Raw genomic sequence first — 12,646 nt, 5'->3', positions numbered from 1 at the left:
CTCACTTCACTCCCTGTAGCGGGTACTGCTGCAGTACCTCTTTGTAGTAAGGCTCGTTGTCGATCTGCATGGTGGCGAGCACCCGCACCACGGCGCAGTAGAACGCGATCGTCAGCACGAGGTCAGTCATGTGCTCGTCGGACAGCTCGCGCTTGATCTCGGCGAAGGTCGCCTCCGACATCGCGAGCTCGCGCACCATCTCGCGGGCGCCCTTGAGGATCGCTTTCGCCAGCGGCTCGAGCTTCGACGGCTGGCCTTTGGTCTCAGCGATCAGGCCCTGGATATCCTCGTCGGTGACGCCGAACTCCTTGCCGATCTTCACATGGTGGGTGAACTCGTATTCCGACTGCTCGAGCCAGCCGACCTGCAGGATCGCGAGTTCGCGCAACCTGGGATCGAGCTTGCTCTTGAAGCGGATATAGCCGCCGACGCCGTTGAAGGCGCGCGCCATGTCCGGCGAGTTCACCAGCAGCTTGTGCAGATTGGTATTGCGCTTGAGCATGTCGCGATATTCGGGGGCGACCTGATCGGCTTCGAGATAGGGCAGGCGGGCCATTGTTGTTGTCCTTTTTTCGGCGGCTTGCGGAAGGGGCGGCTGTTGTTTCAGCCGTAGAGGGCTTTGTGCTCGCTTTCGTAGTTGGCGTAGGAATCCTTCATGCTGGCGCCGTTGAGCAGCATGGTTGCGACCACCGCGTTGTCGGCATCGAACACGGTCGAGCGCACCCACATGCTCTCGGTGCGCTTGCTGCCGGAAAGCGCCACGACCTCGCGCTCGACCCAATAGGTCTCGCCGGGGAAGAGCGGCCCGCGCAGAAGACGGATCTCCTGGTCGGCGAACAGCCCGACGGCGGGGCCGCGGACCGGCAGCCGGTCCTCGCGCGCGCGGTACTGGAACAGCACGCTCAGCATCTCCATCGGGATGATGGCGCGGCCCCAGGGATTGTGCTCCAGCGAATAATAATCCGACGGCTCGGTGATCACCCTGAGCTTGTCGGCAAGCGAAAACGGATAGAGATCGCCCATGTTCTGGTCGAAATCCATCTTGATCGCCTGCCGCGGCGTCTTCATGCCGACCTTGATGTCGGCGAGGATGACGGGATCGGTCAGCGGCTTCAATTCGCCGAGCCGGCGGCTGAGCGCCGTCTCGTTGCCGTCGCCATCGATCGAGGCGGTGCCGCGCAGGATCTCGGTGCCGTCACGCTTGACCATCCCGATCGTGCAAACGGTCTGGCCCGGCTTCGGCTTCTCGATCTGGGCCTGCACCTCTTCGCCTTCGAACACCGGGTTGCGGTAATGCGCGGATAGGCAGCCAGTGATGAACCAGGCGCGGCCCCAGATCCGCTCGCACAGCGGCGCGAACTGGCTGAAATGGGTCGGTCCCTCGATCGTGCCGCCGCGAAAGCCGAGCTTCTGCGCGGTTGCATCGTCGTGAATCGAGGCGTGGGAGTCGTAGGTCTGGGCCTGCAGCATCTGCTTCGGGCTGCGCCAGGGACCCACCAGCAGATCGCCGTTCTCCACGATTTCCGTCGTGAACGCGGATTCGACTGTAATCATCCTTGGTCTCCCTTTGCGCGCCACCGTTTCAAAGATGCCGGGGTTCGGCAAGGCCTCGCAGAACGACGAGGCCTCGCATGGGCAACATGAGATATGTGCTGCGGCCATGGAACGGGGCTGTTCATGCATAACAAAATCAGTGCATGCTGATGCATGATCATTTCGGAAGATAATCAGACCGGTCCGGACCGGCGTGGCTGACTGACGGGGAAACTGATGGCGTTGATGGAAGTTGGACTGGACGACAAGTACCGGTTGGATACGAAACGAATCTTCCTCTCCGGTACCCAGGCGCTGGTCCGATTGCCCATGTTGCAGCGCGAACGCGACCGCGCGCAGGGGCTGAACACCGCCGGTTTCATCTCCGGTTACCGCGGCTCGCCGCTCGGCATGTACGACCACGCGCTGTGGCGGGCGAAATCCTTCCTCAGGGAACATGACATCGCCTTCGTCCCCGGCCTCAACGAGGATCTGGCGGCGACCGCGGTGTGGGGCAGCCAGCAGGTCGGCATGTTCCCCGGCGCCAAGGTCGATGGCGTGTTCGGCATCTGGTACGGCAAGGGCCCAGGCGTCGACCGCTCGCTCGATGCGCTCAAGCACGCCAATTCCGCCGGCACCTCGCCGAACGGCGGCGTGATCGCGCTGGCCGGCGACGACCATGGCTGCCAATCCTCCACCCTGGCGCATCAGAGCGAGCAGGTGTTCGCCTCGGCGCTGATGCCGGTGGTCAATCCGGCGACGCTGCAGGATTATCTCGACCTCGGCATCCTCGGCTTCGCGCTGTCGCGCTATTCCGGCTGCTGGGTCGGCTTCAAGGCGATCTCGGAGACGGTGGAAAGCTCAGCCTCGATCGTCAGCGATCCCGATCGCATCAAGATCATCATGCCCGACGATTTCGAGATGCCGCCGGACGGGCTCTCGATCCGCTGGCCGGATCCGCCGCTCGAAGCCGAGCGCAGGTTGCACGGGCCCAAGATGGAGGCGGTCGCGGCCTTCGCCCGCGTCAACCGCTTCGATCGCATCGTGCTGGATTCGAAGCCGGCGCGGCTCGGCATCATGGCGACCGGCAAGGCCTATCTCGATCTGCGCCAGGCGCTCGCCGATCTCGGCATCACCGATGCCGATGCGCAGGCGCTCGGGCTGCGCATCTACAAGGTGGCGCTGACCTGGCCGCTCGAAGCGCGCGGCGCGCGCGCCTTCGCCGAGGGCCTGCAGGATGTGCTGGTCGTCGAGGAGAAGCGCGGCTTCATCGAGGACCAGCTGGTCCGCATCCTCTATAACATGGACGCCTCCAAGCGTCCCTCGGTGGTCGGCAAGCGCGACGAGAGCGGCGCTCCCTTGCTGCCGAGCGAGGGCGAGCTGACGCCGACCATGGTCGCCGCCGCCGTGGTGGCGCGGCTGCGCCGGCTCGGTCACCGCAGCCCGCTGCTGGAGCAGCGTTTGGCAAAACTCGAGGCGTTCGATCGCCCCGCCGAGGGCACGGGCACCGCGAAGCTGCAGCGCACGCCGTATTTCTGCTCGGGCTGCCCACACAACTCGTCGACCAAGATCCCCGAGGGCAGCCGCGCCATGGCTGGCATCGGCTGCCACGGCATGGCGCTGTCGGTGCCGAACCGCAACACCCAGACCATCTCGCATATGGGCGCGGAGGGCGTGAGCTGGATCGGGCAGGCGCCGTTCACCAGCGAACAGCATGTGTTCCAGAACCTCGGCGACGGCACCTACACCCATTCCGGCTTGCTGGCGCTGCGCGCAGCGGCCGCGGCCGGCGTCAACATCACCTACAAGATCCTCTACAACGATGCGGTTGCGATGACCGGCGGCCAGCCGGCCGAGGGCGGCCTTACGGTGTCGCAGATCGCACACCAGGTCTGGGCGGAGGGCACCAAGCGGCTCGCGATCGTCTCCGACGATCCAGACAAATATCCCGCCAATTATTTCCCGGCCGGCGCTACCATTCATCATCGCCGCGAGCTCGATGCCGTGCAGCGCACCCTGCGCGAGATCGAGGGCCTCACCGTCCTGATCTACGACCAGACCTGCGCCGCCGAGAAGCGCCGTCGCCGCAAGCGCGGGCTGTTCCCCGATCCGGCCAAGCGCGTCTTCATCAATGAGCGCGTCTGCGAGGGTTGCGGCGACTGCTCGGTGGCGTCGAACTGCGTCTCGGTGCAGCCGCTGGAGACCGAACTCGGCCGCAAGCGCCGCATCGACCAGTCGAACTGCAACAAGGATTTCTCCTGCATCGAGGGCTTTTGCCCGAGCTTTGTGATGGTGCAGGACCCCAAGCTGCGCAAGGCGGACCGCGCTGCCGCCGATCCCAAGGCGTTGTTCGCCGACTTGCCGACGCCGCCTGTGGCCGCGTTGAGCAATCCCTACAACATCCTGATCACCGGCATCGGCGGCACCGGCGTCATCACCATCGGCGCGCTGCTCGGCATGGCCGCGCATGTCGAGGGGCTCGCCTGTTCGACGCTCGACTTCACCGGCCTGTCGCAGAAGAACGGCGCCGTGATGAGCCATGTCCGGCTCGCGCCCGCCTCCGACATGCTGACTACGGTGCGCATCGCACCGGGCAATGCCAACCTGATCCTCGGCTGCGACCTCGTCGTCGCCACCAGCGTGCCGGCGCTGAGCCGCGCCGAGCGCGGCGTCACCCGCGCCGTGGTCAACGCCGATCTCTTGCCGACCGCGAGCTTCGTGATCGATCCCGATATCGACTTCGAAGCCAGCTCGATGCGCGATGCGCTGAACGGCGCGGTGACGCCTGGCGATCTCGACATCCTCGATGCCACCGGGCTTGCCACGGCGCTGATGGGCGACAGCATCGCCACCAACGCCTTCATGCTCGGCTTCGCGTTCCAGCGCGGCGCGATCCCGCTGTCGCTGGAAGCGATCCTGAAGGCGATCGAGCTCAACGGCGCCGCGATCGAGATGAACAAGACCGCGTTCTCGTGGGGCCGGCTCGCCGCGCATGATCTGCAACGCGTGGTCAGCGCCGCACGCTTCAAGAGCGCCGGCGCCGCGCCGGCAAAGAAGACGCTGGACGAGGCGATCGCGTTCCGCGCCAAATTCCTCACCGACTATCAGGATGCGGCCTACGCCAAGCGCTATCTCGACGACGTCGCGCGCGTCCGCACCGCCGAGGCGGCCGCCGCGCCTGGCTCGCAGGACCTGACCGAAGCCTTCGCAAAGGGCCTGTTCAAGCTGATGGCCTACAAGGACGAATACGAGGTCGCGCGGCTCTATTCCGACGGCGAGTTCAGCAAGGCCTTGAGGGAACAATTCCAAGGCAATTCTGGCTTGAAGGTCTTGCTGGCGCCGCCGCTGCTGGCCCAGCGCGATCCGGTGACCGGGCGGCTGCAGAAGCGTGAATTCGGTCCGTGGATCTTCACCGCGTTCGGCATGCTCGCGAAGCTGAAGGGCCTGCGCGGCACTGCGTTCGACATCTTCGGCTACACCGCCGAGCGCAAGATGGAGCGCGCATTGCCGGTCGAGTATTCGGCGATGATCCTGCGTCACCTCCACGGCAGGAAGCCGCTCGACTTGCCGCGCCTCGTGGCGCTGGCGAAGGCTGCGGAGCTCGTGCGTGGTTATGGCCACGTCAAGGAGGGCAACGTCGCCCGCTACCGCACCGAATGCGCGCGGCTGGAGCGCGCGATCAGCCAGCCGCTGGCGCAGGCGGCGGAGTAGGGGCCGGGGAACTTTCCACGGCCGCCCTGGTTGACCGGTAACCCTGCCTGCAAGCGGTGGCTGGATTCGCACGGCCGAGCCCCTACATGATGGCTGTCTGTTCGAGTGATTTCAGGAGGCCGTTTGATGGTCCTGAAAAACGCTTTTGTTGCAACCGTTTGTACCGCGTGCCTGGCTTGGGGCGGCGTGGCGTTGGCTGACGAGTATCGCCCCAGCGAGTTCTTCAGCCTCGATCTTTCACGCGCAGTGTTGTCGCCGAAGCCGCTTGGCCCGCCGGCGCAGTTCGAGCCCGTTCCGGTCGAGGCGAAGACCGACCATGGCCCCGATCAGCATGCGAATGTCGAGCCGCAGGTCGAGGAGCCGAAAGTCGCGCCGAAGAAAGCCGTGCGGACGACCAAGGTGACCGCGCCGCACGAGAAGAAGCGCGCGGAAGCGCGCGTGCCCGCCCGCGCCAAGCTCGCGCGCCGCCACTCGAACCCGCTCGATGCGGAAGCCCGCGACACACGGATCCAGACCTGGCCGTGCCGCACCGGCGGCATCTGCAACTGGCATCGGTGAGGCGGCGCTCTCGCGCCTCTGCTTTCTCGAAGTGCGTCAATCCTTGACCCGTCATCCTGAGGTGCGAGCGAAGCGAGCCTCGAAGGATGGATCGGCCACGGACGGGCCGTTCATCCTTCGAGACGGCCGCTTCGCGACCTCCTCAGGATGACGGGTTTGGTGCTTGAGCGCTCGATATCCGGGGCCGCCGTCCCAGCAGCCGCCCCCGAGTCATCCCGCCGTCGCAAAACCGTCGGCGGAGAGTCAAGAAACCGTAAGGCCGGAGTCAAGGAGCGCAGGCAAAACCTTCGTTGCGATTCGACGAAGGTTATTCGATGCCGACAGCGAACTCCGCGAGGCGGCGAGGCCTCACCCGGCGCCAGCTTCTGGTGCGCTCGGCGTCGACCGCCGCGCTGGCGGGATTCGGCGCGCTGGCCAAACCATATCTGAGCCGCGCCGCGGATCGGCCCGCGATTGCGGGCATCCAGTCCGGCGACGTGGCAAGCGATTCCGCTGTCATCTGGGCGCGCGCCGATCGCGCCGCGCGGATGCACATCGAATGCGCCGCGGTCGAAAGCTTCGCCAGCATCCTGCGCACCGTGTCCGCCGATGCGCTGCCCGAGCGCGACTTCACCGCCAAGCTGCTGCTCGACGGCCTGCCGCCGGGCCAGGACATATTCTATCGCGTGCGCTTCGAGGACCGCGACGGCACATCAGGCGAAAGCCGGGTCGGCCATTTCCGAACCGCGCCGGCCGACCGGCGTCCCGTCTCGTTCGTCTGGTCCGGCGACGTCGTCGGGCAGGGCTGGGGCATCGACCCCGCGCGCGGCGGCTTGCGCAGCTACCGCACCATGCTGGACGAGCGTCCGGACTTCTTCATCCATTCCGGCGATCACATCTACGCCGATTGCACGGTGCCGTCGGAGCAGAAACTCCCCAACGGTGAGATCTGGCGCAACATCGTCACCGAGGAGAAATCCGCCGTCGCACAGAGCCTCGATCAGTTTCGCGGCAACTACAAATACAACTGGCTCGACGACAATTTCCGCGCCTTCCACGCCGAGGTGCCGATGTTCGCGCAGTGGGACGACCACGAGGTGGCCGACGACTGGTCGCCGGTCGGCACCACCGATGCGACCGGCTATGAGGCGGACGGCAGCTCGCGCCTGGTGGCAAGGGCACGCCGCGTCTTCCACGAATTCATGCCGATGCGGCTGATGCCGGAGCGCGATGGCCGCGTCTATCGCAAGATTCCCTACGGGCCGCTGCTCGACGTCTTCATCATCGACATGCGTTCCTATCGCGATTCCAGCTGGAACAAGCAGGGCGATCCGGAGCAGGCCTGCATCCTCGGCCAGAGCCAGCTTGCCTGGCTGAAGCGGGAGCTGGTGGCGTCGGATGCTGTGTGGAAGGTGATCGCGGCGGATCTGCCGATCGGCCTCGTCAGCCTCGATGCGGTCGCGCTCGGTGACGGCCCGCCCGCGCGGCGCGAGCACGAGATCGCCGATCTGTTGTCCTTCATGAAGCGCGCCGGGGTCCGCAACACGGTCTGGCTCACCGCCGACATGCACTACACCGCCGCGCATCACTATGATCCGAATCGCGCGGTGTTCCAGGAGTTCGAGCCGTTCTGGGAGTTCGTCTCCGGCCCGCTGCATGCCGGCACCTGGTCGCCGGGCGAGCTCGACAACACGTTTGGCCCGAAGGCGATGTACCAGAAGGGCTGCTCGGCCGAGCAGGGCGACAATCTCGCGCCGTGCTTCGGCCTGCAATTCTTCGGCCGCGTCGACATCGACGGCAAGACCGGCGTGATGACGGTGACGCTGAAGGACGTCGACAACCACGATCTCTGGTCGGTCGATATCGAGCCGCGGCCGGACGCACGGCCCGGCCAGATCATGGCGCAGCACATCTAGCGCCCTCTCTGATCCCGTCGCGACATCTTGATTGCCGGCGTCTTGCCCGAGGGGCCGGTTTGCGTGCAGACTGCACCTGGCAGTCCTGCCAATTTCATTCCCACGAAACGATTTGCTGGCGTGAGGTCGTCGATGGCATCGGCTTCCCACGCGTCAGGAGCTATCCATGGAAAATCTGCAGACACAGGGCATCAGCCTTCCGCAGCTCGGGCTCGGCACCTTCCGCATGCAGGGCGATACCTGCCGCGCGGCGGTCGAGAGCGCGCTTGGGCTCGGCTATCGGCATATCGACACCGCCGAGATGTACGGCAATGAAGAGGCGATCGGGGCGGCGATCGCTGCCTCGAATGTCGCGCGCACGGACCTGCACGTGACCACCAAGGTCTGGCACGAGAACCTGGCGCCGGATGCGATCCGGACAGCGTTCGACGCCAGCCTGAAGAAGCTGCGGCTCGATCACGTCGACCTCTATCTGGTGCACTGGCCGTCGCGGAGCATGAAGCTGCCTGCCGTCTTCGAGACGCTGATGAAGCTGAAGGAGGAAGGCCGGACCCGTGCGATCGGCGTCGCCAATTTCACCACCGCGCTGCTCAAGACCGTGGTCGAGGACATCAAGGCGCCGATCGCCTGCAACCAGATCGAATATCACGCGATGCTGGACCAGACGCCGGTGCGCAAATATCTCGCCGCGAAATCGATCCCGCTGGTGGCCTATTGTCCGCTCGCCCAGGGCCGCTTCGCCACCGACGAGACGCTGGCGAAAATCGGCAGCAAGCATGATGCGACCGCGGCGCAGGTGGCGCTGAAATGGCTGCTCGATCAGGATGGAGTGGCGGCTATTCCGAAAGCCTCGCGCGCCGAAAGCCAAAAGGCAAATCTCGACGCACTGAAGGTCAAGCTCGACGACGCGGACCGCAAGGCGATTGCGGCGCTGCCCAAGGACATGCGCTGCGTCAATCCGGGGTTTGCGCCGGCGTGGGATTGAGGCCGCTGGCCCTGAGGAAGTAGAAAAGAAAATGGCTCCGTGAGGAGCCATTTTCCGTTGTGTCGGTCTTTTTTCCGTTGTGTCGGTTTTTAGTAGTGATGACGTTTGATGATCACCGTCCGGTCATGGCCGCGATGCCAGCCATGATGCCAACCGCGATGCCAGCCACGGTCATGGCGCATTTCGGCGCGTGCGCCCCAGCCGCGGTCCCAGTGATGATGACCGCCATGTCTGATCACGACCGTCTCGGCGCTCGCGATCGACGGAACGGCCACCGCAAGCGCACCAACCGCCGCGAGAACAAAGCCAATCTTTTTCATCTCATCCTCCTCAAATAAGTGAAGAGAAAACCGTGCGGAGATTGAAACGTTCCTCAGGAACCAGAGGAGTTTTCTGAACACTTGTTCAGCAACTGCCTCGAACGCTGCTGCCGTCGCGTGTTGGTGCGCACAACCGATGAGCGAGCGCACGGGCGGCTTTCCCGGCCTTGCCTAACCGCTGCGTCCGACGCATCATCGCGCCATAAAAATCAATGTTCGGGGGGACGTTGCCATGAGCGAATTTTCACGCCGGGATTTTTTGAAAGTGACGGGATCGGCCGCTGCCGCAGCCATCGCGAGGCCGGCCGCTGCGGCGATGGGGCCGGACGACAAGTTCGACCTCGTGATCAAGAACGGCGATGTCATCGATCCCAGCCAGTCGCTGCGCGGCAAGCGCGACATCGGCATCCGCTGGGGCATCATCGAGGCGATCGAAGACGAGATCCCGGCTGCTCGCGCCGCCAGGACCATCGACGCGTCGGGCAAGCTCGTGATGCCGGGTCTGGTCGATCTGCACTGCCACGTCTACCCGTACGGATCGGCGATCGGCATTCCCGCCGACGAGCTGGTGCAATTCCAGGGCACCACGACGGTCGTCTCGGCGGGCGACGCCGGCGTCAACAACCTCGCGGCGCTGCGGCGCTTCATCGTGGCGCAATCGCGGGCGCGGATCTACGCCTTCGTCCACATCGCCAACAACGGCCTGTCGGCATTCCCGGTGGCCGAGCTCTACAACATCGACAACGCCCAGGTCGAAGCCTGCGCGATGGCGCTGGCCGAGAACCCCGACTTCCTGATCGGGGTCAAGGTGCGGATGTCGGAAAACGTCATCTTCAAGCACGGCCTCGAGCCGCTGAAGCGCGGCATCCAGGCCTGCGAGATGTGCGGCTGGCCGGCGCGGATGATGGTACATATCGGCGGCGTCGAGACCAGGGAGCTGATGTCCGACATCCTCGATCTGCTGCGGCCGGGCGATATCCTGACCCACGCCTATTCCGGCGCGCCGAACATGTCCGGCGCTTTCACCAATATCGTCCAGGAGGGCAAGCTGTTGCCGGCGGCGCTCGCGGCCAAGCAGCGCGGCGTGCTGTTCGACGTCGGCCATGGCGGCGGCAGCTTCGATTTCACGGTGGCCGAAGTCGCGATCCCCGCCGGCTGCGCGCCCGATACGATCTCCTCCGACATCCACGTCTTCTCGGGCAACTCGCCCGGCATTCCGTTCCTGCCGAACGTGATGAGCAAGTTCCTGGCGATGGGCTCGTCGCTGGATCAGGTGGTGGCGATGGCGACCTCGGCGCCGGCGCGGATCATCAACCGGACCCCGAAGGTCGGCACGCTGCAGCGTGGCGCGCCCGGCGACGTCGCGATCATGGATCTCGTCGAAGGCCCGGTCTCCTTCGTCGATACCCGCAACAACAAGCGCGACGGCAATCTGCTGCTGAAGCCGGTGCAGACCGTGGTCAACGGCGTGCCGTTCGGCCGGCCCTATCAGGCGCCGTTCTCGGTGAGGTAGGCGCGCAGATCGGTAGAGCATGATGAGATCAGATCGAATGGCGACCGCAAGCGCGCTGCGCTCCCTCGCCCCGTTCTTACGGGGAGAGGGTTGGGGTGAGGGGCTGCCTCCGCATATCCGGTGATAGCTGAGGTTGCGGAGGCTCCCCCTCACCCGGAACGCATCTGACGATGCGTTCCGACCTCTCCCCGCACGCGGGGCGAGGTGAAGCGGAGTCCGCAACTCGCTTCAGCGCAAAGTCATCATGATCTAGCCGCGCTTCTCCACATTGCTGCTGCGCGCCGGCACGCCGAACTCCTTGCGGCACACCTCGGCCAGCGCGGCAACGCCCTCGCGGATCTGCTCGTGCGAGGGGCTGGCGAAGCAGAGGCGGAGCCGGCTGCCGGAATGGGCCTTGCTGGTCGACCATTCCGGTCCCGGATTGATCGAGACGCCGGCGGCAAGCGCCGCCTGATAGAGCTTCAGCGTGTCGACATTGTCGGGCAGCTTGACCCAGAGGAATATGCCGCCCTTGGGCGCCTCGAATTCGGCCGCGGTGCCGAACTGCTCGTTCAACGCCTCCATCAGCGTATCGAGCTTGGCGCGCAGGCCCTTGGTCAGGCGCGGCACGTGGGTCGAAAAATGCGGCGCGCAATATTCCGCGAGCACCATCTGCTCCAATGCACCGGAGCCGGCGTCGGTCTTCAGCGGCAGCATTCGCGACATGATCCCCCAGGGCGCGACGATGAAGCCGACGCGCAGCGCAGGCGCGATCGACTTCGAGAACGAGCCGATATGGATCACGCCGCCATGCTTGCTCATCGCATAGATCGCAGGCGGCCGTTCGCCGCTCCAGATCAAATCGGCATAGCAATCGTCCTCGAAGATCGGCACGCCGTATTCCCTTGAGAGCTTCAGCATCTCGGCGCGGCGGCTCTCGGGAAGGATCGAGCCGGTCGGGTTCTGCACCGTCGGGATGGTGTAGATGTATTTCGGCGTGATGCCGCGCCGCTTGTGATCGGCGAGTGCCGCAGCCAGCGCATCGATCCTTATGCCCTCGCCATCGAGGGGAATGCCGACCGCATTGACGCCAAGCCGTGTCAGCCGGTTCAGCGAACCCTGATAGGTTTCCTGCTCGATCAGCACGGTATCGCCCTTGGCGAGCAAGGTGTGATTGATCAGATCGAGCGCCTGCAGCGAGCCGGAGACGATCATGATCTCGTCCGGCGTGCAGGCAATCCCGGCGTCGCGCTTCAGCTTCTCGGTCAGGAACTGGCGCAGCGGCAGATAGCCCTGCGGCCCGTGCGCGAGATTGTAGGTCGCCAGATTCCTGCCCTCGCGCTTCAGCACGGCGTTGACCGCCTCCAGCAGCCCGTCGACCGGGACCTGGTCGGGATCGTTGTTGCCGCCGACGAAGCTGTATTTGGCGAGCCCGGTCCAGCGTGCGGCCGGGGCAGGTAGGCCGGCCGGGAGTAGCGGTGCAAAGTCGAACTGGGCTGAGGTGGACATGGACGTTTCGCTCCGTGTTGTTGTCGTTGAGAAGGCCGCGGCAAGCAGTCTTCCGTGAAGTTAGTTCTTGCCGACCAGCCGGATCGGCCGGCCCTGGCTGATGAAGGCGTAGTGCCCTGCGCCGACACTGCCGACCATCAGGGCCTCGACCGTCGGTTCCGCGATCTCGCCGGCGGCCGCCCAATCGACCACGAAATTCGCGCCGGTGCCGCCGCGGGTATCGGTCGTGGCGATCGCGACCTCGACGGTCGCAAACGGTTTTAGCGCGACCGGCGATTTGAGGTAGCTCTCCACCATCTTGCCTGATGTGTCGAAATAGCCGATCCGCTTCAGCACCAGCGGCTTCGTCTCGGAGGCGTTGTGTACGCTGAGCGTCACCGAAAAATCGGCCCTGAGCTTGCCCTGGCTCATCGACACGCTGGAATACACCGGCACGTAGAATGCACCGGAGGCGGTGAGGCCCTCCGATGGCACCGTCGTCAACGAGTTCGCGAAATTTTGTTCAATACTTGCCGAGGATTGTGCTAGCGCCTCTGACATGCGCACGGTGAGCAGGCAGAGCAAAACTGCGAGAAAAATGCCGCCTGCGCGGATGTGACACATTGCTCGGTTGATCCTCACGCCCGGCCCTCTAGGTTGCGGC

The 12,646-nt window shown here is 65.0% G+C and carries 10 protein-coding genes; 5 read left to right on the top strand and 5 right to left on the bottom strand.

Translation table 11 applies throughout. The features are described from left to right. Position 1: 1 nt before the first annotated feature. Positions 2–556 carry a carboxymuconolactone decarboxylase family protein gene (locus ACVIYL_RS42180; protein WP_050387849.1) on the bottom strand — a complete coding sequence of 185 codons (555 nt, stop codon included), beginning with the start codon at positions 554–556 and terminating at the stop codon, positions 2–4. 47 nt (positions 557–603) lie between these two features. Further along, positions 604–1,554 carry a hypothetical protein gene (locus ACVIYL_RS42175; protein ID WP_456781401.1) on the bottom strand — a complete coding sequence of 317 codons (951 nt, stop codon included), beginning with the start codon at positions 1,552–1,554 and terminating at the stop codon, positions 604–606. Positions 1,555–1,770: 216 nt separating this feature from the next. Here ACVIYL_RS42175 and ACVIYL_RS42170 point away from each other — a divergent pair, with 216 nt between their 5' ends. The 4 genes from ACVIYL_RS42170 to ACVIYL_RS42155 all read left to right on the top strand — a co-directional run bounded on the left by ACVIYL_RS42170 (position 1,771) and on the right by ACVIYL_RS42155 (position 8,682). Further along, positions 1,771–5,244, top strand: a complete 3,474-nt coding sequence (locus tag ACVIYL_RS42170) for an indolepyruvate ferredoxin oxidoreductase family protein (RefSeq protein WP_456781400.1) — start codon at positions 1,771–1,773, stop codon at positions 5,242–5,244. Between the two features lie 126 nt (positions 5,245–5,370). Beyond that, a complete protein-coding gene (locus tag ACVIYL_RS42165; RefSeq protein WP_456781399.1) occupies positions 5,371–5,802 on the top strand; it encodes a hypothetical protein in 432 nt (143 codons plus the stop codon). 314 nt (positions 5,803–6,116) lie between these two features. Next, on the top strand, positions 6,117–7,697 hold the full coding sequence (locus tag ACVIYL_RS42160; RefSeq protein ID WP_456781398.1) for an alkaline phosphatase D family protein: 1,581 nt from the start codon (positions 6,117–6,119) through the stop codon (positions 7,695–7,697). A gap of 166 nt (positions 7,698–7,863) precedes the next feature. After that, positions 7,864–8,682, top strand: coding sequence for an aldo/keto reductase (locus ACVIYL_RS42155; RefSeq protein ID WP_438078792.1), 819 nt, complete (start codon positions 7,864–7,866; stop codon positions 8,680–8,682). 89 nt (positions 8,683–8,771) lie between these two features. Here the strand turns inward: ACVIYL_RS42155 and ACVIYL_RS42150 are convergent, their stop codons facing one another. Then, positions 8,772–9,002 (bottom strand): hypothetical protein, encoded by a 231-nt coding sequence (locus ACVIYL_RS42150; RefSeq protein WP_438080533.1) that lies wholly within the window; start codon positions 9,000–9,002, stop codon positions 8,772–8,774. Positions 9,003–9,234: 232 nt separating this feature from the next. Here ACVIYL_RS42150 and ACVIYL_RS42145 point away from each other — a divergent pair, with 232 nt between their 5' ends. After that, positions 9,235–10,515 (top strand): amidohydrolase family protein, encoded by a 1,281-nt coding sequence (locus ACVIYL_RS42145; RefSeq protein WP_253587669.1) that lies wholly within the window; start codon positions 9,235–9,237, stop codon positions 10,513–10,515. A 249-nt stretch (positions 10,516–10,764) separates the two neighbouring features. On the opposite strand, the gene ACVIYL_RS42140 is transcribed toward ACVIYL_RS42145, so the two are convergent. Both ACVIYL_RS42140 and ACVIYL_RS42135 read right to left on the bottom strand, forming a co-directional pair. After that, the gene (locus ACVIYL_RS42140) at positions 10,765–12,003 is read right to left on the bottom strand and encodes an aminotransferase-like domain-containing protein (protein ID WP_456781397.1); all 1,239 of its coding nucleotides are present in this window, start codon (positions 12,001–12,003) and stop codon (positions 10,765–10,767) included. Between the two features lie 60 nt (positions 12,004–12,063). Continuing rightward, entirely contained in the window at positions 12,064–12,606 is a 543-nt protein-coding gene (locus tag ACVIYL_RS42135; protein ID WP_456781396.1) for a DUF3124 domain-containing protein, read from the bottom strand. Positions 12,607–12,646: the final 40 nt, after the last annotated feature.

The organism is Bradyrhizobium sp. USDA 3315 (genome assembly GCF_054056795.1).
Note: the sequence above shows the minus strand (reverse complement) of the source record. Positions and strands in the feature narration are given on the sequence as shown.